Origin of the sequence: Lentzea indica (assembly GCF_012184385.1) — a bacterium.
Classification (GTDB): Bacteria; Actinomycetota; Actinomycetes; order Mycobacteriales; family Pseudonocardiaceae; genus Lentzea; species Lentzea indica.
This window is the reverse complement of the sequence record NZ_VSRL01000021.1, coordinates 42,582-68,224: the sequence shown is the minus strand read 5'-3', so window position 1 is coordinate 68,224 and position 25,643 is coordinate 42,582. Positions and strand designations below refer to the sequence as shown.

The following is a 25,643-nucleotide window of genomic DNA, read 5'->3' as shown; positions in this document are numbered from 1 at the left end:
CGACGCGTGCGGCAGGCCTCGCCGCACATGCGCGGGCCGCTCGCGCTCGGCTCGGTCGCCAGCGCGATCGCGCTGTTCTTCGTGCTGTACAAGTTCACCGACGAGCTCGACGCAAGCAGCAGCTACAGCAGGTACAGGTACGAGGAGTACGCGCAGGAGAGCAGCGACGCCGGACTCGCGGTCGTGATCATCTCGATCGCGCTGATCTTCGTGGTGCTGCTCGCCGATCGGGTCATCGCCTGGCTCCTGGTCACGAAGAGCTTCCGGCGGGCCAACTTCCGCACGAGCCCTGGCGAGGAGGAGCTGTGGCGCAACGAGTGGAAGGTCCGGCGGCTCGGGCACTCGAACTACGCCGAAGCGCTCGAGCTCTACCCGACAGAGGAGGACGACGAGCCTGACGACCCCGACGAGGCGCAGGTGATCGTCTATCACGGTTACCGGCCGTTCGTCGGGTCCGGCACGATGTTCGAGCCGTGGTCCATGGCGCTGCCGCTGAAGCCCGACAAGGACAAGACCGACGCGCCGATGCCCGGATTCGCCCTGGCGGAGCTGTACGAGCACCTCACGAGCGAGCTGGTCAAGACCGGCCGTTCACCGTCGCTCTCGCCAGCCCACCGGCTGCGCGAGCTGAGGACGGGCGACTGCGTCGTCGTCTCCTCCATCGAGCTGATCGACCACATCGACGACGCCGAGGCGCGGATCGTCTTGCCGGACAAGGACCATTCACCCGAGACAGCGGTCGCCAAGTCCGTTGTGGACGATCTGATCGCCAGGCCGATGGAGTGGATGCGCTACTTCCGCTCGTTCCAGGTCGAGACCTGGGACCGGGACGTCGTCGTGTCCGCGTACCTGACGTTCGGGCTCGACGAGGAGATGCTCTACGTCGAGTGGACGCCCTGCATCCTGCACCCGATCGAAGCTCGGCACCGCCACATCGACGTGCTGCCGGAGCAGTCGATGCAGCCGTTCCTCGAGGCGGTCGTCGACCTGCTGAGGTTCCCCGCGACGCTGCCGAGGCGGTTCGCGACGGCAGTCGGCTGGATGAACCCGATCCACCAGGCCGAGGGCACGTTCGTCGCGGAACGGTACGGCGCCAGGACCAGCCTGCGCGAGCTCGCGAGCAGAAGCCAGGTGGACAACTACTTCCAGCTCACCGACGTCGAGCGCTACATCAAGGTGCTGGAGTCACGGCTGCTGCGCACGATGGGCGAGTTCCTGGAGAGCAAAGGCATCTCGGTCGCCGAGTTCATGGAACAGGCCATGCAGGTGACGAACAACAACGTGCACATCACCGGCCCGGTGATCTCCAGCAACATCGCCACGGCCGGCAAGGCACGCACGGGCAGCACCAAGGTCAGCACGGGCAAGGAAAGCTGATGAACGAACGGAAGTTCGAGATCCAGGGGCCGGTGATCGGCAGCAACGTCGGCACCAGCGGGCACGCCAGGACCGGGGACGTCCACATCGGACACATCAAGGACGTCGCCGCCGTGCTGCGACTCCTCGACGAGCTGCGCGAGGACCTCAACACCGCCCAGGCGCCGACGTCGACCATCGAGGTGGTCGACGACCTGCGGGTCGAGGCGCGCAAACCCAATCCCAGCAAGGACGTCACGACGCATCTGATGGACAAGCTGGCCGACCGGGGCCTCGGCGAGCAGATGAAGGACCTGGCGAAGGCCTTCGACGCGCTGTTCTGAAGCTAACCGACTTTGCGGGCGGTCGCGAACCGCGGCCGCCCCGCCAGGTCGGTGTGGTCGGCCACGTCCGTGAGCACCCGGCGTGCCGCCAGCAGCGCCGGCACGGATTCACCTTGCGTGTCATCGTGCTCGATCCCGACGACGCCACCGGGCTTGAGCCACCGTGCGGCCGCGGACACGACGTGCCGGATCACGTCCAGCCCGTCCGCACCGGAGAACACCGCGTGGTGCGGATCGTGCACCCCGACCTCGGGCTGCACGGGGGTTCCCTCTGGCACGTAAGGCGGATTGCACACCACGAGATCCACCAGCCCGTCCAGATCGGACAGCAACGACGGATCCGTGGCGTCGCCGGAGTGCAACCGGATCGGCGTGTCCCCTGCCGCGATGCGTGCTTCAGCGTTGCGCCGAGTCCACGCGAGCGCCTGCGGATCGATCTCGACGGCGTGCACCACCGCGTCCGGCCGGGCGGCGGCGATGGACAGCGCCAACGCACCGGTTCCCGTGCACAGATCCACGACGACAGGCGAGGAAACGCCGACGAGCGCCTTCAGGCCCCACTCCATCAGCAGCTCGGTCTCCGGCCGCGGCACGAACACGCCCGGCCCGACCTCGACCGTGATGGCCCCCATCGGCGCCCAGCCGAGGATGTGCTGCAACGGAATGCGCGAGGCCCGCGTCCTGACGAGCTTGTGCAGCTGGTCGATCACGGACGGATCGACCAGCGGGATGAGCGGCAGCCGCCCGCGTTCCACGCCGAGCACGTGCGCGGCCAGGAACTCCGCGTCGACGCGCGGACTGTCCACGCCCGCCTCGGCGAGGATCTTGGCCGCCTCGGAGATGGCGAGGCGGAGCGGCTGCCGGTTCATCATCGGTGAGAAGCTATCTCAGAAGTTGATCATGTGCCCGGCCAGGCCGTGCACAGCTTCCTTGACCGCTTCGCTCAGCGTCGGGTGCGCGTGCACGTTGCGGGCGACCTCGTGGACCGTGAGATCCCACTGCTGGGCCAGCGTGAGCTCAGGCAGCAGCTCGGTCGCCTCTGGGCCGATGATGTGGCCGCCGAGCAGCTCGCCGTGCGTACCATCGCTGATCAGCTTCACGAACCCGCCGAAGTCGCCGAGGCCGTGCGCCTTGCCGTTCGCGGTGAACGGGAACTTCGCGACCTGGACGTCGAAGCCCTTCTCACGGGCCTGCGCCTCGGTGTAGCCGAACGACGCGATCTGCGGCTGGCAGAACGTCGCCCGCGGGATCATCACGTAGTCGAGCTCCATGGTCTCGGCACCCGCGATGGTCTCCGAGGCGATGATGCCCATCGACTCGGCGGCGTGCGCGAGCATGAGCTTCGCGGTGACGTCGCCGATGGCGAAGATGTGCGGCACGGACGTGCGGCAGCGGCCGTCGATGTCGATGGCGCCGCGCTCGGTCAGCTTCACGCCGGTGTTCTCGAGGCCGTAGCCCTCGACGCGCGGCACGAAACCGATGGCCTGCAACACCTTGTCGGCCTCAAGGACCTCGTTCGCGCCATTCTTCGACACGGTCACGCGGACCTTCGGGCCGGACTCGTCGATCGACTCGACGCGGGTGCCGACGCGCACGTCGATGCCCAGCTTCTTGTAGCGCTTGAGCAGCTCGGCGGACACCTCGGCGTCCTCGAGCGGCACCATCCGGTCGAGGAACTCGACGACGGTGACCTTGACGCCGTAGTTGTGCAGCACGTAGGCGAACTCGACGCCGATCGCGCCCGCGCCGGCGATGATGATCGACTCCGGCAGGTCCTCGGTCATGATCTGCTCTTCGTAGGTCACGACGCGGTCGGACTTCTGCGTGTTCGGCAGCATCCGGGTCGTGGCGCCCACGGCGATGATCGCGTGGCCGAAGGTGATCGTCTCGTCCCCGACGGTCAGCGTGTGGTCGTCGGTGAAGTTGGCCCACCCGTTGTACTCGGTGATGCCGTTCTTCTTCATGAGGAAGTGCACGCCCTTGACGCGCCCGTCCGCGACCTTGCGGCTGCGCTGCCACGCCGCGCTGTAATCGAAGCTGACGGTGCCGTCGACCTTGATGCCGAACGTCTTCTGCTCGTGCGTGAAGATGTGCGCGAGTTCAGCGTTGCGCAACAACGCCTTCGACGGGATGCAGCCGACGTTGAGACAAACACCGCCCCAGTACTTCTCCTCGACGACGGCGGTCTTCAGCCCGAGCTGAGCCGCCCGGATCGCGGCGACGTAGCCACCGGGACCCGCACCCACGACGACGACATCAAAGTGTGCGCTCATGAGCACACACCCTAGGTCCCGAGCTGCTCCTGCAAGAACTCAACCGTCCGTTTCCAAGCGTTCTCCTGGGCGTGCGCTGTGGCGTGCGGAACACCACCACCCGAGAAGGTGACACCGGGCCCCGGATAGGTCACGTCGGTGGCCGGACGGTACGGCGGAGCCGCTATCAGGTGTCCTGCCTCGGGATACACGACGTGCTCGAACGGGAACGGGTGTTCGTGATCCTTCAGCCGCCGCATCGCGGCCTCGCTCAGCTCCGTGCTCGGCCACCCGTCGTCGTGCCCGGACGAGATGAGCAACACACCCCCGACGATGTTCTCGACCCGGATCTCGGTGTCCTCGGGGATGCCGTCGCTCAGGTCGAACGCGAGCCTGAGCGGCACCGGTTCGTCGTTCACGATCTTCGACCGCAGCTCGCCGCTCACGTAGTACGGCAGGTACGGCAGCGGCTCACCCTTCCAAGTCCACGACGCCGCCTCGTACGAGAGCTTCTGCAGCAGGTTCGCGCCAGGACCGATGCCCTGGGTCACCACGCCGCTGCCCACCACACTCACCACGGCCCTGACCTGGGGGAACGTCGCACCGATCAGCAACGCCAACTCCGCACCGCGCGAGCCGCCGATCACGCCGATCTCGCCCGATCGTTCCGAGAGGTAGTCGATCGCGGTGCCGAAGTACTCGAGCGGGATGTCCACGAGGCGCTCCGGCAGCCCTTTCATGCCGAAGTAGCCGAGCGCGAAAGCGACGAACCCGTGCGCGGCCAGGAGAGCCGCGTCCGTCTCGTGGAGACCGCCTTCGGAGCCGCCGAGCACGATGACGCCCGGCAGCTCGCCTCCGTCGTCCTCAGGGGCGAAGAGAGTGCCCACCAGACCGTTCTCACGCACCTCGACGCGCTCGACGCCTTCGGGGACGGTCAGCCGCTTGAGCTCGACCTCGCCGGCGCCTTCGACCGACAGGCACATCGGCCCGGGCTTGCCGCCGGTGCGTTCGAGCGACCAGAACAACCCCATCGGGTCGACACCGCGGTAGGTGCCCTCGCGCGGGGCGTGCCGGGTGAGGTCCACGACGCCGCGCTCATCGGCGGTGAAGACGCCGTGGGACGCACGGTCACCTGTGGACAGTTGAACGGTGACCTCGTCGCCGGGCGGCAGGCCCACAACGACGATGTCGACCGGTTGGTCGAGGGGCGCGATCTGCGGGTTCACCAGGATCTCGGCCACAACGCGCCCCTCTCACGTCGGATCAACCGCCTGCGAGCCGTTCTGCCCGGTCGGCGGCGGCCAGCGCGTCCACCACCGCGTCCAGGTCGCCGTCGAGCACCTGGTCCAGGTTATGCGCTTTGTACCCAACCCGGTGATCAGAAATTCGCGATTCGGGGAAGTTGTAGGTCCTCACCCGTTCACTCCGGTCGACCGTGCGGATCTGGGTGCGACGTGCGTCACTCTGCTCCTGCGCCTTCTGCTCCTCGGCGAGCGCCACCAGGCGGCTCTGGAGGACCTGCATGGCGCGAGCCTTGTTCTGCAGCTGACTGCGCTCGTTCTGGCAGGAGGTGACGATGCCGGTCGGCAGGTGGGTGATGCGGACCGCGGAGTCGGTGGTGTTGACCGACTGCCCACCCTTGCCGGAGGACCGGTAGACGTCGATGCGCAGGTCCTTCTCGTCGATCTCGACCGCGGCGGTCTCCTCGGTCTCCGGAAAGACGAGAACACCGGCAGCCGACGTGTGGATGCGCCCCTGAGACTCGGTGACGGGCACGCGCTGCACGCGATGCACGCCGCCCTCCCACTTCAGCCGGCTCCAGACGCCGTCCGGGGTCGTGCTCTTGGCCTTGATGGCGATGGTGACGTCCTTGAAGCCGCCCAGGTCGGAGTCGGTGCCGTCGAGCATCTCGACCTTCCAGCCCTGCCGCTCGGCATACCGCGTGTACATGCGCAGCAGGTCGCCGGCGAACAGCGCGGACTCCTCGCCACCCTCACCGGACTTGATCTCCAGCAGCACGTCGTCACCGTCGTGCGGGTCGCGCGGCAGCAGGAGCTCGGTGAGCTTCTCCTCCAGCTTGGGGAGCTGCTCCTCGAGCAGCTCGACCTCTTCCTGGAAGGACCGGTCCTCGGCGGCGAGCTCCTTGGCCGCCCCGAGGTCACTCTTGACCTGCTCGATCTCCCGAGCCGTCTGCACGATCGGCCCGAGCTGGGCATACCTCTTGCCGAGCTTGCGCGCGCCGGCCTGGTCAGCGTGAACACCCGGATCGGCGAGCTTCTTCTCGAGCTCGTCGTACTCGGCGAGCAAGCTGTCCAGCGACTGCGACACGGTCTTCGACTCCCTGTTAGGTAGGTAGTACAGACGACAACGGCGCCTGACCTCGGCATGTTTGCCGAGGTCAGGCGCCGTTAACGCAGCTACTTGTTGCGCTTGCCGTAACGCGCCTCGAAGCGCGCGACGCGGCCACCGGTGTCCAGGATCTTCTGCTTGCCCGTGTAGAACGGGTGGCAGTTCGAGCAGACCTCGACGTGCACGGAGCCGGAGGTCTTGGTGCTCCGGGTGGTGAAGGTGTTGCCGCAGCCGCAGGTGACCTCAGTGGTCACGTACTCCGGGTGGATGCCAGTCTTCAAGATCTTGTCCCTTTCAAGGATGGCCGCCGGGTCCCTCGATGATGGGTGAACCGGAGCCGGACTCGACCGTTTAGTTTGCCAGACCCTTCAACACGTGCAAAAACGCGGTTGTTCCCGACGCCTCGGCGTGGCTGAAGTCACAACCGCTCAACCTCTGTGATAGGCCGTTCGGCGCAAGGTGACGCCGTTCGACCACATACGGCTCCGTGTTGTTGGTGGCTGTCCATCAGACTGTGTGCCGTGTTCTGCACCGCCGAACGGCCGATGAGCCCCAAACTGTGGCTCGCAGTGCCGTTCCTCTTCTCCGCCGCCGTGTTCGGCCTGATGGGGTCGGCAGGGCTGATCACGGCATCCTGGACCACCGTGCCCCTGTCTCCAGTCGTATCCGGAGCCGGAGTAGCCGTGGCCGCCGCCGTGTCAAGCGGAGTCCGGTGGAGACACTCTTGGCAACGGATCTGGCTCCGCTGGCCGTACCTAGCCGCAGTGCTGGCGTTCGGCGTGTTCGTGGGCGCGGTGGAGATCCCCGCGCTAGCGACGACCGTGGTGGGCCTGCCGGTGCTGCTGGGGCTGGTGTTCCAGTGCCTGGTGCAGAACGACGAGAGCGCGCCAGCCTCAGACTGCCGCTGACCAGCAGTTTCACACAACGGCAAAGGCGAAGCCGAGCCCCCGCGAAGGCGCAGCCGAGCCCGCCCTTCACACACCCATCTGGTGGGGTGGTCCCGTCACCAACAACAGCACCACCTACGCAGCCGCAAGCCGCCAAAAGCAACAGGCGTGCCATCAACCCGCGCGCGGCGCTGGACAGGTCTTTGATCAGATTGGCGGGGTCTGGGGCGGAGCCCCAGAAACGCAAGCAACCGCCAGCTAACCAACGCAACCCAACCACCTACGGACACGAAACCGGCACCCGCCAACCCAACAGGGAGACGACCCACCCAACCGACGCGCCAACCGCACCTCGGCATTCGAGTGAACCAAAGCAAAAAGACCCCCGGCGACCAGCACCGGGGATCTTTTCACGTGAAACGAACGAAGCCGATCAGTCCTGCTCAGCCCCAGGCGTCGTCTTGGCCACCTGCATCAGGAACTCGATGTTGGTGCGAGACTTCCGCAGCCGGTCCAGCAGCAGATCGATGGCCTGCTGCCCGTCGAGCGCGTGCAGCACCCGGCGCAGCTTGTGCGTGACCGCCATCTCGTCCGGCGACAGCAGCAGCTCTTCCTTACGAGTACCGGAAGAGTCCACATCGACAGCCGGGAACGTCCGCTTGTCCGCGATCTTCCGGTCGAGCTTGAGCTCGGCGTTACCCGTGCCCTTGAACTCCTCGAAGATCACCGAGTCACCGGCAGAACCGGTCTCGACCAGCGCCGTCGCGATGACGGTCAAAGAACCGCCACCCTCGATGTTCCGGGCAGCACCCAGGAACGCTTGGGCGGGTACAGCGCGGTCGAGTCGACACCACCGGACAGGATCCGGCCGGAAGCCGGCGCCGCCAGGTTGTAAGCACGACCCAGACGCGTGATCGAGTCCAGAAGCACAACCACGTCGTGGCCCATCTCGACCAGGCGCTTGGCGCGCTCGATCGCGAGTTCCGAGATGGTGGTGTGGTCCGACGGCGGACGGTCGAAGGTCGAGGCGATGACCTCGCCCTTCACCGAGCGCTGCATGTCGGTGACCTCTTCAGGACGCTCGTCCACGAGGACCACCATCAGGTGGCACTCGGGGTTGTTCTTCGTGATCGCGTTGGCGATCGACTGCAGAACCGAGGTCTTACCGGCCTTCGGAGGCGACACGACCAGGGCGCGCTGGCCCTTGCCGATCGGCATCACCAGGTCGATGACACGGGTCGTGAGGATGTGCGGCTCGGTCTCCAGGCGCAGACGCTCGTTCGGGTAGAGCGGCGTCAGCTTGGTGAAGTCCGGGCGGTTGCGCGCCTCTTCCGGGTCCAGGCCGTTGATCTTGTCGACGCGGACCAGCGGGTTGAACTTCTGGCGCTGCTGCTCGCCGTCGCGCGGCTGGCGCACGGCGCCGGTGATGGCGTCGCCGCGGCGCAGGCCGTACTTGCGCACGAGCGAGAGCGAGACGTAGACGTCGTTCGAGCCGGCCAGGTAGCCGGAGGTGCGGACGAACGCGTAGTTCTCCAGCACGTCCAGGATGCCCGCGACCGGGAGCAGGACGTCATCGTCGCGGACCTCGGTCTCGCGGTCCGGACGCTCGCCGCCCTCGCCACGGCCACCGCGGCGGCGACGGTCGCGGAACCGGCCACGACGGCCATCGCCGTCGTCGTCGTTCTGCTGGCCGCCCTGGCGGTCGCGGTTGCGGTCACGGCCGCCGCGCTCGTTGCGGTCGCCACGGTCCTGGCGGTCAGAACGCTCACCGCGGTCGGAACGCTCGGTGCGCTCGCCACGGTCCTGGCGTTCCGAACGCTCAGCGCGCTCGCCGCGATCCTGGCGCCCGGGACGCTCACCGCGGTCGGAACGCTCCTGGCGTTCCCCCCGGTCAGGCCGCTCGGAGCGCTGTTCCTGCTGGCCTTCGCCCGCCTCGGCGTGCCGCCACCGGCGGCCGGAACGGCGGCGGCGGTTGCCACGGCGGCCGCCGTCCTCCGACGCGAGCCGGAGTCGGCGGGAGCAGCTGCGGCAGCGGGCTTCTCCGCTACCTCGAGCTGCTGCTGAACAGGCTTTTCGGCGGCCTTCTCAGCCACTTTGGCTGCCGGCTTCTCGGCGGGAGCCTCAGCCTTCGCGGCGGCCTTCTCGGCTTTCGCGGGCTTCTCGGCCTTGGCAGGGGCGCCAGAGCCCTGCTTCTCCTTGATGGCCGCGATCAGGTCGCCCTTGCGCAGGCCTGCGGTTCCGGTGATGCCCAGCTGGCCGGCGAGCTCACGCAGCTCCGCGAGCACCATGCCGGACAGACCCGCGCGGCGGCGCGGCGTCGTGCCGTTCGAAGGGGTGGACAGAGCGTTCTCCTCGGCTCCAGAACCAGATGCAGCTGCGACGTCGCTGCTCAGCAAATCGGTGTTGCTCACACAAGTCCTTCCTGACCAGGCCCCGCCTCCTACGCGGCCCAGCGGACCCGTCTTCCCGCTTCAACTGGGGAACGACGGTCAAGTCCGATGCAGACGGAAGCATGAACCGCTTCCGGCAAGCACGGGACTTTTCTCAGGTCACACGGCGATCGGGTGCCTCTTTTGCGTCCGCCCCGCCCGCACGGCACAGAGCCGGAACACAAAAGGATTGCGACTCGGAACGAGTGTCCGAGCGCGACACCGGCGCCCGTGCGCGCGGTGACTGATCGCCCCCGAGGGTAGACGCCGGTCCCCCGGCATGCAACAACCGGGGTCGGGCGTGTCAGTCCAATGGACGAACGCGCACGCCGGCGGTGTCGACGTCGAGTCTCCGCACGTCGAAGCCGTGCACGTCCACCTCGGCCGGGAGGTCGCCGAACGCGATCACGGTGGGTCCCGCTCCGGACACGCAGGCGGGAACACCGAGCTTGCGAAGATCGTTGATCACCCGGACGGTGTCGGGCCACGCGGGCTCGCGGTAGTTCTGGTGGAGGCGATCCTCAGTCGCAGCAAGGAGAACCGACGGATCCGTCGTCAACGCGTGCACCGCCAGGGCCGCCCGTCCCGCGGCGTGCGCGGCGTCCGAGTGCGGCACTTCGGCCGGAAGCAGGCCGCGCGTGGTCTTGGTGGACGACTCCTGGGACGGAATCAGCACGACAGGGCGCACCCGTGCGTCGGGCTCCATCCGAACCGCGCGGTAGCGCTCTCCTTCTGACCATGCAACGACAACGCCGCCGAACAAAGAGGCCGCCGCGTTGTCCGCGTGACCTTCAAACTCAGCAGCGATTTGCAACGCGTCCGTGTCCAACTCGCGACCCGTCAGGGTGAATCCGGCTGCGACACCCGCCACGATCGCCGCGGCCGACGAGCCCAACCCGCGTGCGTGCGGAATGACGTTGCGGCACCTCAGGGCGAGCCCACCGGTGTATCCGGCTGCTCGGACGGCCCGCACGACGAGATGGGTCTCGTCGAGCGGAACCTCACCCGATCCGGCGCCCTCCACGACGATCGAGAGGCCATCAGCCGTGGCCACCTCGATCTCGTCGTACAGCCCGAGCGCCATGCCCAGCGCGTCGAACCCCGAACCGAGGTTCGCGGTCGACGCGGGCACGGAAACGAGAAACCTCACGCGAGCTCCAGCGCGTGTGCGACCGCACCGGGGTCGACCGGGACCGGCTCGACCTCGGTGACACCGAGCAACGCGGTGTCGGGGTCCTTGAGACCGTGACCAGTGACGGTGCACACAACCGTCGACCCCTTCGGGAGCCGCCCGTCCTCGGCGGTCATCAGCAGACCGGCGATGGACGCGGCCGAAGCGGGCTCGACGAAGATGCCCTCGCTGCCGGCCAGCAGGCGGTACGCCGCGAGGATCTGGTCGTCGGTCACGGCGTCGATCAGGCCGCCGGACTCGTCCCGCGCGGTGATGGCGCCGGTCCACGACGCCGGGCTGCCGACCCGGATGGCGGTCGCGATCGTCTCCGGGTTCGTCACCGGCACGCCGGACACGAGCGGCGCAGCGCCCGCGGCCTGGAAGCCGTACATCTTCGGCAGGCCCTGTTCGTACGCCTTGTAACCCTGCCAGTACGCGGTGATGTTGCCCGCGTTGCCGACCGGCAGGCAGTGGAAGTCCGGCGCCTGGCCGAGCACGTCGCAGATCTCCCACGCCGCGGTCCGCTGACCGATCAGCCGCACCGGGTTGACCGAGTTCACCAGCGTCACCGGGTACTCGGCCGCGGTCTTGGACGCCAGTTCCAGGCAGTCGTCGAAGTTGCCGTCGATCTGCAGGATCTTCGCGCCGTGCATCACGGCCTGCGCGAGCTTGCCCATCGCGATCTTGCCGCTCGGCACCAGCACCGCGGCGGTCAGACCCGCCTTCGCCGCATAGGCGGCAGCGGACGCCGACGTGTTGCCGGTGGAGGCGCAGATGACCGCCTTGATGCCGGACGCGAGCGCGTACGTCATGGCGACCGTCATGCCGCGGTCCTTGAACGAGCCGGTCGGGTTCGCGCCCTCGACCTTCACGTAGACCTCGGAACCCGTGAGCGCCGAGAGCCGCTTCGCGTGCACCAGCGGCGTGCCGCCTTCGTGCAGCGTCACGATCTCCGCGCCCTCGGGGATCTCGATCCTGTCGCGGTACGCGTGGATGAGACCGGGCCAGCCTGCTCTGGACGCACCGCTCATTCTTCGCCCTCCACCCTCATCACACTGACGACGTCCCGCACGACGGGGAGGCCACCGATCTTGTCCACAGTGGACCGCAGCGCGGCGTCGGTCGCCGCGTGCGTGACGATCACCAGACTGGCGTCCTCGACGCGGCCTTCCTGGCGCACCGCGGCGATGCTCACGTGGTGCTCGGCGAACACCGCGGCGACCTGCGAGAGGACACCGGGCTTGTCCGCCACGTCGAGGCTGATGTGGTAGCGCGTGGGCGTGTTTCCCATGGGCTGCGCGGGAAGCGCGGCGTAGGCCGACTCGCGCGGACCACGTCCGCTCGCGACCTTGTTGCGCGCCACGGCGACCAGGTCGCCGACGACCGCGCTCGCCGTGGGGGCGCCACCGGCGCCCTGCCCGTAGAACATCATCTCCCCCGCCGCGTCTGCCTCGACGAACACCGCGTTGAACGCACCGTTCACGCTCGCCAGCGGATGCGTCCTGGGGATCATGGCCGGGTGAACTCGAACGGCGACTGACTCCTGGCCGGACGGGGAGGTGACGCGCTCGCAGATCGCGAGCAGTTTCACCGTGCGGCCGAGGCCCTTGGCCGCCGCGATGTCCGCGGCGGACACCGAACGGATGCCCTCGCGGTACACGTCCGCTGCCGTCACGCGCGTGTGGAACGCAAGGGACGCAAGGATTGCGGCCTTCGAGGCCGCGTCGAACCCGTCGACGTCGGCGGTCGGGTCCGCCTCGGCGTAACCCAGGCGCGAGGCCTCCTCGAGCGTCTCGGCGTAACCGGCGCCCGTGGCGTCCATCGCGGACAGGATGAAGTTCGTGGTGCCGTTCACGATCCCCATGACGCGCGTGATCCGGTCTCCCGCAAGGGATTCCCGCAACGGGCGCAGCAACGGGATCGCGCCGGCGACGGCGGCCTCGAAGTAGAGGTCCGCACCGGACGCGTCGGCTGCCTCGAAGAGGTCAGGCCCGTACTCCGCCAGCAGCGCCTTGTTCGCGGTGACGACGGACTTGCCCGCCTTCAACGCGTCCAGCAGCAGCCCGCGCGTCGGGTCGATACCACCGATGACCTCGACGATCACGTCGACGTCGTCCGACGCCACCAGCGCGGCGGCGTCCGTGGTGAGCAGGTGCTCCGGCACCTCTCGGTGTTTGTTCGGCCTGCGCACGGCGATGCCCGCGAGCTCAACCGGCGCGCCGACGCGCTGGGTGAGGTCCTCAGCCTGGTCCGTCAGCAGCCGGACTACCTCCGTGCCCACCGTGCCACAACCGAGCAGGGCGACCCGAATAGGTTTCACTACGTCCGACACCTCATACCTCCAGACGGAACAGATCGTCCTCGGTCTCACGACGCAGCAGCAGCCGCGCCTCACCGTCGGTCACCGCGGCGAGCGCGGGCCTCGGAAGTCGGTTGTACCCGCTCGCCATCGAGTAGCAGTAGGCCCCGGTCGCAGCGATCGCCACCAAGTCTCCCGGTGCGAGGTCGTCCGGCAGCCAGCAGTCGCGAACCACGATGTCACCTGACTCGCAGTGCTTGCCCACGACGCGGCACAGCACGGCGCGCGATTCGGGCTCCGCGGCGCGTGAGACGAGCTTGCAGTCGTAGACCGCGTCGTAGAGCGCCGTGCGGATGTTGTCGCTCATCCCGCCGTCGACGCTGACGTACCGGCGCCGCGCGCCACCGTCCAGCTCGACGTCCTTGATGGTGCCGACCTCGTACACGGTGACCGTTCCGGGGCCGACGATCGCGCGACCCGGCTCGACCGCGATGCGAGGCATCTCCAGGCCGTTGTGCTCGCACTCCTTCTGCACGATGTTGTGCAGCTGCCGCGCCAGCTCCGCGGGCGGGGGCGGGTCGTCGTCCGGCGTGTACGCGATGCCGAGACCGCCCCCGAGGTCGACGACGGTCAGCGAGGCGATGTCGCCGTGCTCCTTGCGGACGTCGGCGAGCAGGCCGATCACGCGACGGGCCGCGACCTCGAAGCCGCTGGCGTCGAAGATCTGCGAGCCGATGTGGCTGTGCAGGCCGACGAGCTTGAGTCCGCTCGCCTTGAGCACGCGGCGCACGGCCTCGGCGGCGTCGCCGGAGGACAGCGAGAAGCCGAACTTCTGGTCCTCGTGCGCGGTCGCGATGAACTCGTGCGTGTGTGCCTCGACACCGACCGTCACGCGGATCAGCACCGGCTGCACCACACCGCGTTCACGCGCGATCTGGTCGAGACGCGCGATCTCGTGGAACGAGTCGAGCACGACCCCGCCAACGCCTGCCTCGACGGCCGCGATCAGCTCGGGAACGCTCTTGTTGTTGCCGTGCAACGCGATTCGCTCGGCCGGGAAGTTCGCCCGCAGTGCGATGGCGAGCTCGCCGCCGCTGCAGACATCGATCGAGAGGCCCTCTTCCGCGACCCACTTCGCGACCTGGACGCTCAGAAACGCCTTCGAGGCGTAGTGCACGAGCGTCGGGTCGCCGAACGCCTCCGCGTGCTCACGGCAGCGTGCGCGGAAGTCCTGCTCGTCCATGACGAACAGCGGCGTGCCGTACTGCTCGGCGAGTCCGCGCACGTCCACGCCCGCCAGCTCCACGACGCCAGAGGCGTTCCTGGAGGCGTTGCGCGGCCACACCGTCGGGTGCAGGTAGTCGAGCTGGTCGGCGGTCGATGGGCGGTCACCGGCGGTGGTGCCGGGGACCATGACGTCGGCGTGCCGGGGTCCGGCCGGATGCGCGCGCATCACATGCGCTCCGGGGCGGTCACGCCGAGCAGGCCGAGGCCCGCGGCGAAGACGCGCCTGGTGGCGCTGACGAGCTGAAGCCTGACCTGGTGCAACGGAGTCGTCTCCTCGTCGCCGCGCGGCAGCACGCGGCAGTCCTGCTGGAAGCGGTGGTACGTGCCCGCGAGCTCCTCGAGGTAACGAGCGACGCGGTGCGGTTCACGGAGCTCGGCGGCGGTGGCCACCACTCGCGGGAACTCGCCGATGGTGCGGATGAGGTCGCCTTCGCGCTCGTGGGTGAGCAGCGCGAAGTCCTCGCCCGGGGTGATGCCGAGGTCGGCGGCGTTGCGCAGGATCGACGACGTGCGCGCGTGGGCGTACTGCACGTAGTAGACCGGGTTGTCGTTGCTGTGTTTGCGCAGCAGGTCGAGGTCGATGTCGAGGCCGGAGTCGACGCTCGACCGAATCATGGCGTAGCGGGCCGCGTCCACGCCGACCGCGTCGACCAGGTCCTCCATCGTGATCACGGTGCCCGCGCGCTTGCTCATCCGCACCGGCTGGCCCTCGCTGACGAGGTTCACGAGCTGGCCGATCAGCACCTCGACCGTGTCCGGGTCGTCGCCCAGGGCGGCCGCCGCGGCTTTGAGGCGCGCGATGTAGCCGTGGTGGTCCGCGCCGAGCATGTAAATGCAGAGGTCGAAACCGCGGGCGCGCTTGTCGACGAGGTACGCGATGTCACCGGCGATGTAGGCCGGGTTGCCGTCGCTCTTGATGACGACGCGGTCCTTGTCGTCACCGAAGTCCGTCGACCGCAGCCACCAGGCGCCGTCCTTCTCGTACAGCGAGCCGTTCGCCTTGAGCTTGGCGACCGCCTCGTCGACGCGGCCGCTCTGGTGCAACGAGTCCTCGTGGAAGAAGACGTCGAAGTCGGTGCCGAAGTCGTGCAGGCTGCTCTTGATCTCCTCGAACATCAGCCCGACGCCGACCCTGCGCACCGTCTCCTGGTCGCCCAGTGCGCCCGGCTCGCGGCGCAGCACTTCGGCGGCGATGTCGCTCACGTAGGTGCCGCGTAGCCGTCCTCGGGGGCCGGCTCGCCCTTCGCGGCGGCGATCAGCGACCGGACGAACCTGTCGATCTGGGCGCCGGCGTCGTTGAAGTAGTACTCGCGGGTGACCTCGGCGCCACGGGCTTCGAGGACCCGGCCGAGCGCGTCGCCGACGGCCGCCCAGCGCGCGCCACCCAGGTGGATGGGGCCGGTCGGGTTCGCGGAGACGAACTCCAGGTTGATCTTCTGACCGGCCAGCTCCGCGCCGGTGCCGTAGCCGTCCTTCAGCGCGTCCTCGACGATCGCGCCCTGGGCCTCGGTCGCGATGGTGAGGTTGAGGAAGCCCGGTCCGGCGACGTCGGCCTTGGCGATGGCGGCCCTGGTCAGCAGAGCCTCCGCGAGCCACGTGGCGAAGTCGCGCGGCGCGACGCCGGCCTTCTTGGCGAGCTGGAGCGCAATGTTCGTGGCGTAGTCCCCGTGCTCGGGGTTCCTGGGTCGCTCGACCGTCACCTGCTCGGGGAGAGCGGCGGCGTCCAGACCTCGGTCGGCCAGCAACTGGGCAACCGTGGTCCTGACGAGATCGGCGAGCGCTTCAGGGGTCACGCCCCGAGAGTCTAGAGAAGCGTTGTCGCAGGTCTCGACCGGGTTACCGGGTCTCGGAGGGTGAGACGGCAAGTGTTAATGGCCACGTGGTATCGCTACGCGCTGACAGTGATCAGACACGAAGTCCCTACACTGGCGCCGGTTGACCAGGACGACATCTGAGGCGGACATGACCAGCGGCAAGAAGACGAAGGCCACACGCAACAGCGTGGCCGCAGCCCGTTCCTCGGTGGTGGCGAGCAAGCCGAAGCCGTGGGGCACGATCATCGCGGTGATCGCCGTGCTGGGCCTCGCGGGCGGCGTGTTCGGATATGCGTACACGCAGATCCACGCGAACAACGTCAAAGAGGCCGCCCTGGCCAAGTGGAAGCCCTCGGACACGAACAAGGATCCGTCGCAGCAGCTCGCCGGCATCGTGACCAAGGAGTACAAGGGCTCCCGCCACGTTCAGCCGACGCAGCGCGTCGCGTACGACCAGACCCCTGCCTTCGGCGGCCCGCACGACGGGACGTGGGCCGACTGCACCGGCGTCGTCTACGACAAGGCCGTGCGCACGGAGAACATGGTCCACGGCCTCGAGCACGGCGCCGTCTGGATCGCCTACAACCCCGACCAGGTCAAGGACGACCAGCTGGCCAAGCTCAAGGCCAAGGTCGAGGGCATCCCGTACATGATGCTGTCGCCATTCCCCGGCCTCGACAAGCCGATCTCGCTGCAGTCCTGGGGCCACCAGCTGAAGCTCGAGAAGGCCGAGGACGAGCGCGTCGACCAGTTCATCTCGTCGCTGCTGCGCAACCCGAACACCTACCCCGAGGTCGGCGCGTCCTGCGAGAACGCGCAGTTCCTGTCGAACCCGGCGCCGTTCGTGGCCGAGAAGCCGGGCGCCGACGCCGTGCCGATGGACGGCGGCCAGGACGAGTCGAAGACCGAGGCCCAGCCGAACGCGAGCACGCCTCCGACATCGGGCTCCGCCTCGACGCCGCCATCGAGCTGATGAGTTCTGACGAGACCGTGTCCGAGCGTCCTTCCGGGGTCGCTCGGACCCTCGTGATCGGCGCCGCGGTGCTGGCCGTGCTCCTGCTGGGCGCGGCCGTCGGCCTGCTGGTGAAGCTGCCGGGCTCGACCTCGTCCGCGGCCCCTGCCTCCGGTTCCGCGGACGTCGGCTTCTGCCAGGACATGTCCATGCACCACCTGCAAGGCATCCAGATGGCCAACATCGCCCGTGATCGCTCGGCCGATCCGGAGATCCGCCAGCTGGCCTTCGACATCGCCTCCACCCAGCTCGAGCAGGTCGGGCGCATGAAGGGCTGGCTGATGATGTGGAACGAGCACGAGCAGAACGTGTCCGGCGTCTACATGGCGTGGATGAACGACGCAGGCATCCACGGCCACGGCGCCACCACGCCCGAGGCCGGCAAGCCGCTCATGCCCGGCATGGCCACGACCGAGGAACTGACCAAGCTTCGGACGCTGTCCGGAGGCGAGTTCGACGTGTACTTCCTGCAGCTCATGCTCCGCCACCACACGGGCGGGGCGCCGATGGCCGAGTACGCGGCGACGCGGGCAGGGCAGTCCGTCGTCAGGACCCTGGCCGACAACATGCTGAAGTCGCAGTCCGCCGAGACCGAGCTGATGAAGGACTACCTGGCCAAGCGCGGAGCCGCCCCGCTGCCGTGACCCGGTGTCCGTCGTGAGGGCCGTCCCCAGGTGGGGGCGGCCCTTTGCTTTGCGGCGAAGCTTTCACCCGCCGAGCCTGTGGACATCCGCCTACCGCTGAGTAACGTGGGTCACACCCCTACTCGGAGGTAACCATGACCGTCGACGAGCGCGCGGCCAGGCAGGTCGCCGAACAAGCACGGGAAACCCGCTGGCAGCGACCGAGCTTCGGCAAAGAGCTCTTCCTCGGTCACTTCCGCATCGACCTCATCCACCCACATCCGAGTGGCACGGCCGAGGACCGTGAGCGAGGCGAGGCCTTCCTCGAAAAACTCCGAAAATTCACCGAGTCCCACATCGACAACACCGTGATCGAGCGGGACGCGCAGATCCCCGACGACGTGCTCAAGGGCCTGAAGGACCTCGGCGCGTTCGGCATGAAGATCAAGCCCGAGTACGGGGGCATCGGCCTCACGCAGGTCTACTACAACAAGGCCCTCATGCTGGTCGGCAGTGCCAGCCCGGCGCTCGGCGCCATGCTGAGCGCGCACCAGTCCATCGGCGTCCCGCAACCCGTCGCGATGTTCGGCAGCCCTGAACAGAAGGCCGAGTTCCTTCCGAGGTGCGCCAAGGGCGAGATCACCGCGTTCCTCCTCACCGAACCGGACGTCGGCAGTGACCCCGCCCGGCTCGGCACCACAGCCGTGGCCGACGGCGACGACTACGTCCTCAACGGCGTCAAACTCTGGACCACCAACGGTGTCGTGGCCGACCTCCTCGTCGTCATGGCACAGGTACCGGACAGGGGCATCACCGCGTTCGTGGTCGAAGCCGACGCGGAAGGCATCACCGTCGAGAACCGCAACGCGTTCATGGGCCTGCGCGGCCTGGAGAACGGCGTGACCAGGTTCCACAACGTCCGGGTGCCCAAGAAGAACGTCATCGGCAAGGAGGGCGCCGGTCTCAAGATCGCACTGGCCACCCTCAACACCGGCCGCCTCAGCCTTCCCGCACTGTGCGCGGGCAGTGCCAAGTGGTGCTTGAAGATCGCACGCGAATGGTCCACCGAACGCATCCAGTGGGGTCTGCCGGTCGGCAAGCACGAGGCCATCTCCGGCAAGATCGCCTACATCGCGGCGACGGCCTACGCTCTGGAAGCCGTGCTGGACCTCAGCTCCGAGCTCGCGGACGCCGGCAGCCACGACATCCGCATCGAAGCCGCGCTGGCCAAGCTCTACGCGAGCGAGAAGGCCTGGCTGGTGGCGGACGAGCTCGTGCAGGTCCGCGGCGGGCGCGGTTACGAGACGGCGGAAAGCCAAGCGGCGCGCGGAGAACGCGGCATCGCGGCCGAGCAGGTCCTGCGGGACCTCCGCATCAACCGGATCTTCGAGGGCTCCACGGAGATCATGCACCTGCTGATCGCGCGCGAAGCGGTGGACGCCCACCTCAGCGTCGCCGGCGACATCATCGACCCCGACGCTGACCGCCAGAAGAAGATGAAGGCGGCGGCCAAGGCCGGTGGGTTCTACGCGAAGTGGCTGCCCACGCTCGTCGTCGGCAAGGGCCAGAGCCCTGCCGGGTACACGGAGTTCGGCCCTCTCGCGAAGCACCTGCGGTTCGTGGAACGGTCGGCGCGCAAGCTGGCGCGGCAGACGTTCTACGCGATGTCGCGGTGGCAAGGGAAGATGGAGCGCAAGCAGCGGTTCCTCAGCCGGATCGTGGACATCGGCGCCGAGCTGTTCGCGATCAGCGCCGCCTGCGTGCGGGCCGCCCAGGACGAGAACCCGAACTCGCGGCTGCTGGCGGACGCGTTCGCGAAGCAGGCGCGCATCCGGGTCGACGAGCTGTTCGAGAAGCTGTGGAAGAACACCGACGACAGCGACCAGGTGCTGGCCAAGCAGGTCATGGACGGTGACTTCACGTGGCTGGAGGAGGGCGTGCTGGACGCGTCCATCCCCGGCAGGTGGATCGCGGACTCGACTCATCGCGCGGCGTCCGTGCCGAACGTCCACAGGCCCACACCGCGCTGAGCCCGTTACTGCACTGGGCAGGCTGATGGGTGCGGGCGCGGCACCTGCCCAGTGCACGGTCGGTAGGGGGCTACGTCCCCCGCATCCCCCTACCGACTCCCCTTGCAACGGAAGGACACAACACCCTCCAGGTGGAGGTTCCGTAACGCTAAGCCACAAAACGCCGTTAACAGTTACGACAATTGAGTGAACTACCAGGTGGGGGTCGCTCAATTACTCTCAGAGAGTAACTTCGAAGACCACTTGACGGGCCGCCTCCAGGCCCATCGCGAGTGCTCCGGAGAGCACCGCGCCGTCACCCAGCGAACCCGCCACGATCCGGGGCGCCAGCGGCGTCATCGTGCGCAGCGCGGCCTCCAAAGGGGACAGCAGCAGGTCCACGTTCGACCCGACGCCGCCGCCCAGCACGACCAGCTCCGGGTCGATCACCGCGGACACCGAGGCCACGAGGAACGCGAGCCGTTCCGCCTCCACCCGCACGACCTCGAGTGCCTGAGCGTCACCGGAACGCGCGGCCGTGAACACCTCACGAGCCGAGCGCGCCGACAGTCCGCGCTCACGAGCCAGTGCCACAACGGATTCCGCCGCCGCAGCCTCCTCGAACTGTCCACGTTGGACGTCCGAAGCGGACTTGCCGAACGGCAGGAAGCCGACCTCGCCCGCAGCCCCGTGCGCACCGCGGAACAGCACGCCGTCGACCACGATGCCCATGCCGACGCCAGTGCCGACCGTCGCGCACACGAACACACGAACGTCCTGAGCCGCGCCGTAGACGTGTTCCCCCAGCGCAGCCAGGTTGGCGTCGTTCTCCACAAGCACCACGGGCCCGAGCGACGACTCCAGCCCGTCCAGCACCCCGGCGGACTCCCAGCCCGGCAGGTTGGGCGCGTGCCGCACGACGCGCGAGCGTTGATCGATCACGCCGGGGCTGCCGATCACCTTCACCACGACGTCCGCCAACGCGATCCCCGCGTCGGCCACGGTCCGGGAAGCCAGCTCCGTCACCGTGCGCACCAGAGCGGCAGCCGACCGGCTGCGGTTGCGCTCGTCCACGCGCGCGACCACGGACCCGCCCAGATCGGCCACAGCCGCCCGGATCCGTTCCCGCCCGATGTCGACGCCCAGCACGTACCCCGCGGCCGGATTCGGCTCGTAGACCACCGCGGAACGGCCGGGTCCCGCTGTGGTGCGGCCGATCGGGCGCACGAGGCCGTGGCGTTCGAGATCCACCAGCGCCTGCCCGACCGTCGGCTTGGACAGCCCGGTGTCCTTCGCGATCTGAGGCCGGGTGGCGGCACCCAGACGGCGCAACCGGTCCAGCACAGCGCGTTGGTTGAGCACGCGCATGCCCGCTGGTGTGCCCACCTCTGGCGGCTTGCGGTCGGTCACCGATCGAGTCTAGATCTTGACCGGTGTTCCGTGCCCGCGACCGTGGAGAGGACAGGTTCGAAGACAGTTTCCGCCTGATCTCTTGACAACGATGTCACGTGCCGAAACGCTCCCTCGCGAACGGGGCAGGCAAGGCGGCGGAAGGGTTGCAATGAGGCAACTGGGGAAGAGACGAACCAGAACTCTGTTGAGCGTTGCGATCACTGCGACACTGGTGTGCGGCGTCACCAACGGCCTTGCGGCCGCCGCACCAGAGGAGCAAGGCGTGGGCTTTTCGTCGTCCTTTGAGGACGGTCAACCGCAACCATCATGGGTGAGCACCGTCGAGACCGACGCGGCGGGCAACCCGAAGTCGGCGGGCGTGATCGGCTCGGACGGCACGGGCATCCCCGGCAACGTCGCCGAACATGCGACGGTGACGGCCAACGGTGAGTACGCGGAAGCCGGCGAGTACGCGACGAACCTCACCGACGGCAGCGTCAACACCAAGTGGCTGGTCTTCGCCACCACCGGCTGGGCGAAGTTCGACTTCACCAAGCACGGCGCCCAGACCATCAGGAAGTACGCGCTGTCCTCCGCCAACGACGAGCCGGGGCGCGACCCCAAGAACTGGACGCTGCAGGGCTCGAACGACGGCACCGACTGGACCGTGCTCGACACCCGCACCGGCGAGACGTTCGCCGAGCGCTTCCAGACCAAGCTCTACGACATCGCGGCGCCGCAGTCGTTCACCTGGTACAAGCTCGACATCACGCTGAACAACGGCTCCTCGAACATCGTGCAGCTCGCCGAGGTGCAGCTTTCCGACGGCTCCACGAACCCGCCGTCGCCGAACATGCGCAGCATCGTCGGCAACGGCCCCACGGGCGGCTACACGTCCAAGTCGCGCGTCGGCTGGACGGGCGTGAAGGCGTTCCGGACCCAGGGCAAGCACACCACCGAAGGTCGCGCCTACAGCTACAACAAGGTCTTCGACGTCGACGTCAAGGTCGAGCCGCAGACCGAGCTGTCGTACATGATCTTCCCGGACTTCGTGACCGACAACCTGAACTACCCGAGCACGTACTCGTCGGTGGACCTCGCGTTCTCCGACGGCACGTACCTGAGCGACCTCAAGGCGGTGGACCAGCACGGCGCTGTGCTGTCGCCGCAGGGCCAGGGCGCGGGCAAGTTCCTGTACTCCAACCAGTGGAACAAGGTGGCGTCCACGATCGGCGGGGTCGCGGCCGGCAAGACGATCAAGCGGATCCTGGTCGCCTACGACGGCCCCAAGGGCCCCACGGAGTTCGGTGCCTGGTTCGACGACATCAAGATCGGCGATGTCGTCAGGAAGCAGTACGCGAAGCCCTCTGACTACGTGCTGACCACACGCGGCACCAACTCGAACGGCTCGTTCTCGCGGGGCAACAACTTCCCGGCGACCGCGGTGCCGCACGGCTTCAACTTCTGGTCCCCGATGACCAACGCGGGCTCGATCTCGTGGCTCTACGAGTACCAGCAGCGCAACAACGCGCAGAACCTGCCGACGCTGCAGGCGTTCACCGCGTCCCACGAACCCAGCCCGTGGATGGGTGACCGCCAGACGTTCCAGGTCATGCCGTCGGACAAGGCTCCGACGCAGGACCGCGCGCTGCGGTCGCTGCCGTTCAAGCACGACAACGAGATCGCGAAGGCGCACTACTACGGCGTGACCTTCGAGAACGGCATGAAGACCGAGATCGCGCCGTCCGACCACGCGGCGATGTTCCGGTTCACGTTCACCGACGAGGGCCAGAAGAACCTGGTGTTCGACAACGTCAGCAACCTGGGTGGTCTCACCCTGGACGCGGAAAACGGTGTCGTCACGGGCTTCTCGGACGTGAAGAGCGGCCTGTCGACGGGTGCGACGCGCCTGTTCGTCTACGGCAAGGTCGACAAGGCCGTCACGGGCAGCGGTCGCCTGACGGGCGCCGGTCGTGACGCGGTCGGCGGCTACTTCTCGTTCGCGGACAAGACGGTCCAGCTGCGGATCGCCACCTCGTTGATCTCGGTCGATCAGGCTCGCGCGAACCTGGACCAGGAGATCAGCGGCTCGGACACCTTCGAGGCCGTGCGCGACCGTGCGCAGGCCGCGTGGGACAAGGTGCTCGGCATCCTCACCGTCGAGGGTGCGTCTGAAGAGCAGCTGATCACGCTGTACTCCAACATGTACCGGCTCTACCTCTACCCGAACTCGGGCTACGAGAAGGTCGGCGACAAGATCCAGTACGCGTCCCCGGTGGCGCCGCTCGTCGGTGAGAACTCGCCGACCCGCACGGGCGCCAAGATCGTGGACGGCAAGATCTACGTCAACAACGGGTTCTGGGACACCTACCGCACGACCTGGCCCGCCTACAGCCTCTTCACCCCGTCCAAGGCGGGCGAGATGGCCGAGGGCTTCGTCCAGCAGTACAAGGACGGCGGCTGGATCTCGCGTTGGTCCTCCCCCGGTTACGCGGACCTGATGACGGGCACGAGCTCCGACGTGGCGTTCGCGGACGCTTATCTGAAGGGTGTCAGCAACTTCGACATCAAGGCCGCCTACGACGCCGCGGTGAAGAACGCTTCGGTGGTGCCGCCGAGCAACAACGTCGGCCGCAAGGGCATGGACCGGTCGATCTTCCTCGGCTGGACCGGCAACGACCAGCTCCACGAGGCGTGGTCGTGGGCGATCGAGGGCTACCTGAACGACTTCGGCATCGCGTCGATGGCGAAGGCGCTGCACGAGAAGACGGGCGAGAAGCGGTACGCCGAGGAGTACGAGTACTTCCTCAACCGAGCCCAGAACTACGTGCTGACGTTCGACAAGCGGATCGACTTCTTCCAGGGCCGCAACGTCGACGGCTCGTGGCGCGTCGAGGACCCGGCGAAGTACAACCCGCAGGACTGGCGCTACGACTACACCGAGACGAACGGCTGGAACATGGCGTTCACGGTGCCGCACGACGGACAGGGCCTCGCGAACCTGTACGGCGGGCGGGACAAGCTGGCTTCCAAGCTCGACCAGTTCTTCACGTTGCCGGAGACGGCCAAGTTCCCCGGCGGCTACGGCGGCGTGATCCACGAGATGATCGAGGCGCGGGACGTGCGGACCCAGGATGGTGGCCAGGGCCTCGTTCGCCTCCACGACCGTGCCGTGCACGTCGAAGATCGCGATGCCCATCGCCGTCGACGCGAAGACCTGGGCGAAGCGCGCCTCGCTGTCGTGCAGGTCGCGCTGGGCGTCCTCGACTGCCTTCAGCAGGGCGTTCTTGACCTTCTCCTGCTCGGCGAACAGCTGGTCGCGCGTCGCCCGCACGTACCCGGCCGCCAGCCCGCCGAGCACCTCGGCTGGGAACTCACCGGACAGCACCTCCAGCGTGCGCCGCAACGAGTCGGGCCCGGTGAAGTGGTTGCGCACCAGCCATTCGCCGACGGCGGGTGCACCCCCATCGACACTGGTCCGCCCAGCACGCAGCCGGACGGCATGTTCCTCGAGATGCTGCGTCAGCCTTCGCCGCGACATCGGCGAGTACGCGCTCTCGATCAGAACAGCCGCCCAGCGCTTCGCGAAGGGCGAAGTGGCCATCAGAGTTTGCGGCCCACCGCGGCGTAGAGGTTGGCCTTCGACGGATCCGAGCCGACGTCCTCCGGCGTCTCCGGCCGCCACTCGGGCGTGAACACGATGCCGGGCTCCACGACCTCCAGGCCCGCCAGCATGTCCGCGACCTGAGCCTTGGTGCGCGGCGTGATCGGCTCGGCGGTCTTGGCGAAGATCTCCTTACCGGCCGCCATGGCCGCCGGCATGCTGTCCGCGGTGAAGTGCGACAGCGCCAGGTACGAACCGGACGAGAGCGATTCCACGTAACGGGACAACACGCCCCAGGGGTCGTCGGAGTCCGGGATGAACTGCAGGACACCCACGACCAGAAGGCCGATCGGCTGCGAGAAGTCGAGCAGTTCCCGAGCCTGAGCCACCACCTTCTCCGGCTCGCGCAGGTCGCCCAGCAACGCCGTCACGTTCGGCTCGCCGGCCAGCATCAGCTCGGCGTGCGTGATCGCGACCGGCTCGAAGTCGACGTACACGATCTTCGACTCGGGTGCGACCTCGTGCGCCACCTCGTGCACGTTGCCGACGGTCGGGATGCCCGAACCGAGGTCAAGGAACTGCCGGATGCCGAGGCCAGCCAGTTCCAGGACGACACGGCGCAGATAGGCGCGGTTGCGCCGCGCCATGTCCCGCACCGGCAGCACCTTGATCAGGGCCTCAGCCGTCTCGCGGTCCGCTTCGAAGTTGTGCCCGCCGCCGAGGAGGTAGTCGTAGATCCTGGCGGAACTCGGGACGTCGACGTTGACACCTTCCGGGACCCAGCTGACTCGATCGACCACAGCAGCACACACCTC

At 67.9% G+C, this 25,643-nt stretch carries 17 protein-coding genes and 3 pseudogenes; 7 read left to right on the top strand and 13 right to left on the bottom strand.

All coding sequences use genetic code 11. The annotated features are described in order from the left end of the window. Positions 1-1,377, top strand: a 1,377-nt coding sequence (locus FXN61_RS08810; protein ID WP_167972053.1) for an AbeC-like domain-containing protein, incomplete at its 5' end; no start/stop codon positions are given. Continuing rightward, positions 1,377-1,700, top strand: a complete 324-nt coding sequence (locus tag FXN61_RS08805) for a hypothetical protein (protein WP_167972051.1) — start codon at positions 1,377-1,379, stop codon at positions 1,698-1,700. The genes FXN61_RS08810 and FXN61_RS08805, both read left to right, overlap by 1 nt. Positions 1,701-1,702: 2 nt before the next feature. Here the strand turns inward: FXN61_RS08805 and prmC are convergent, their stop codons facing one another. The 5 genes from prmC to rpmE form a co-directional block, all read right to left on the bottom strand. Beyond that, the gene (prmC, locus tag FXN61_RS08800) at positions 1,703-2,569 is read right to left on the bottom strand and encodes a peptide chain release factor N(5)-glutamine methyltransferase (protein ID WP_167972065.1); all 867 of its coding nucleotides are present in this window, start codon (positions 2,567-2,569) and stop codon (positions 1,703-1,705) included. A gap of 18 nt (positions 2,570-2,587) precedes the next feature. Then, complete coding sequence (gene lpdA, locus FXN61_RS08795; protein ID WP_167972049.1) at positions 2,588-3,973, bottom strand: dihydrolipoyl dehydrogenase; 1,386 nt, start codon at positions 3,971-3,973, stop codon at positions 2,588-2,590. A gap of 11 nt (positions 3,974-3,984) precedes the next feature. Then, positions 3,985-5,193 carry an acyl-CoA thioester hydrolase/BAAT C-terminal domain-containing protein gene (locus tag FXN61_RS08790; protein WP_167972047.1) on the bottom strand — a complete coding sequence of 403 codons (1,209 nt, stop codon included), beginning with the start codon at positions 5,191-5,193 and terminating at the stop codon, positions 3,985-3,987. 22 nt (positions 5,194-5,215) lie between these two features. Beyond that, positions 5,216-6,280, bottom strand: coding sequence for a peptide chain release factor 1 (prfA, locus tag FXN61_RS08785; protein WP_167972045.1), 1,065 nt, complete (start codon positions 6,278-6,280; stop codon positions 5,216-5,218). 89 nt (positions 6,281-6,369) lie between these two features. Beyond that, on the bottom strand, positions 6,370-6,582 hold the full coding sequence (gene rpmE, locus FXN61_RS08780; RefSeq protein WP_030472471.1) for a 50S ribosomal protein L31: 213 nt from the start codon (positions 6,580-6,582) through the stop codon (positions 6,370-6,372). A gap of 240 nt (positions 6,583-6,822) precedes the next feature. Here rpmE and FXN61_RS08775 point away from each other — a divergent pair, with 240 nt between their 5' ends. Continuing rightward, positions 6,823-7,209 carry a hypothetical protein gene (locus FXN61_RS08775; protein WP_167972043.1) on the top strand — a complete coding sequence of 129 codons (387 nt, stop codon included), beginning with the start codon at positions 6,823-6,825 and terminating at the stop codon, positions 7,207-7,209. 412 nt (positions 7,210-7,621) lie between these two features. On the opposite strand, the pseudogene rho reads toward FXN61_RS08775, so the two are convergent. The 6 genes and pseudogenes from rho to argS form a co-directional block, all read right to left on the bottom strand. Further along, positions 7,622-9,599: pseudogene (gene rho, locus FXN61_RS08770) on the bottom strand (transcription termination factor Rho). Between the two features lie 322 nt (positions 9,600-9,921). Beyond that, positions 9,922-10,767 carry a homoserine kinase gene (gene thrB / locus FXN61_RS08765; RefSeq protein WP_167972041.1) on the bottom strand — a complete coding sequence of 282 codons (846 nt, stop codon included), beginning with the start codon at positions 10,765-10,767 and terminating at the stop codon, positions 9,922-9,924. Then, a complete protein-coding gene (gene thrC, locus FXN61_RS08760) occupies positions 10,764-11,819 on the bottom strand; it encodes a threonine synthase (RefSeq protein WP_167972039.1) in 1,056 nt (351 codons plus the stop codon). Before thrC ends, thrB begins: the two co-directional genes overlap by 4 nt. After that, positions 11,816-13,120: a homoserine dehydrogenase gene (locus FXN61_RS08755; RefSeq protein WP_167972037.1), complete on the bottom strand. Its 1,305-nt coding sequence runs from the start codon at positions 13,118-13,120 to the stop codon at positions 11,816-11,818. Before FXN61_RS08755 ends, thrC begins: the two co-directional genes overlap by 4 nt. A 1-nt stretch (position 13,121) precedes the next feature. Continuing rightward, a complete protein-coding gene (gene lysA / locus FXN61_RS08750) occupies positions 13,122-14,540 on the bottom strand; it encodes a diaminopimelate decarboxylase (protein ID WP_167972035.1) in 1,419 nt (472 codons plus the stop codon). Beyond that, positions 14,540-16,167 (bottom strand): annotated as a pseudogene (argS, locus tag FXN61_RS08745) (arginine--tRNA ligase). The gene lysA and the pseudogene argS overlap by 1 nt, the downstream one beginning before the upstream one ends. Before the next feature lie 169 nt (positions 16,168-16,336). Between argS and FXN61_RS08740 the strand changes: the two are divergent. The 3 genes from FXN61_RS08740 to FXN61_RS08730 all read left to right on the top strand — a co-directional run bounded on the left by FXN61_RS08740 (position 16,337) and on the right by FXN61_RS08730 (position 19,853). Then, positions 16,337-17,161 (top strand): thioredoxin-like domain-containing protein, encoded by an 825-nt coding sequence (locus FXN61_RS08740; RefSeq protein WP_167972063.1) that lies wholly within the window; start codon positions 16,337-16,339, stop codon positions 17,159-17,161. Then, complete coding sequence (locus tag FXN61_RS08735) at positions 17,161-17,844, top strand: DUF305 domain-containing protein (RefSeq protein WP_167972033.1); 684 nt, start codon at positions 17,161-17,163, stop codon at positions 17,842-17,844. Before FXN61_RS08740 ends, FXN61_RS08735 begins: the two co-directional genes overlap by 1 nt. A 134-nt stretch (positions 17,845-17,978) precedes the next feature. Further along, on the top strand, positions 17,979-19,853 hold the full coding sequence (locus FXN61_RS08730; RefSeq protein WP_167972031.1) for an acyl-CoA dehydrogenase family protein: 1,875 nt from the start codon (positions 17,979-17,981) through the stop codon (positions 19,851-19,853). 219 nt (positions 19,854-20,072) lie between these two features. Here the strand turns inward: FXN61_RS08730 and FXN61_RS08725 are convergent, their stop codons facing one another. Next, positions 20,073-21,242: an ROK family transcriptional regulator gene (locus tag FXN61_RS08725; RefSeq protein WP_167972029.1), complete on the bottom strand. Its 1,170-nt coding sequence runs from the start codon at positions 21,240-21,242 to the stop codon at positions 20,073-20,075. A gap of 91 nt (positions 21,243-21,333) precedes the next feature. Here FXN61_RS08725 and FXN61_RS08720 point away from each other — a divergent pair. After that, positions 21,334-24,282, top strand: a pseudogene (locus tag FXN61_RS08720) (GH92 family glycosyl hydrolase); the annotation flags it as partial. A gap of 545 nt (positions 24,283-24,827) precedes the next feature. On the opposite strand, the gene FXN61_RS08715 reads toward FXN61_RS08720, so the two are convergent. Further along, positions 24,828-25,628, bottom strand: a complete 801-nt coding sequence (locus tag FXN61_RS08715; protein WP_167972025.1) for an SAM-dependent methyltransferase — start codon at positions 25,626-25,628, stop codon at positions 24,828-24,830. Between the last annotated feature and the right edge of the window lie 15 nt (positions 25,629-25,643).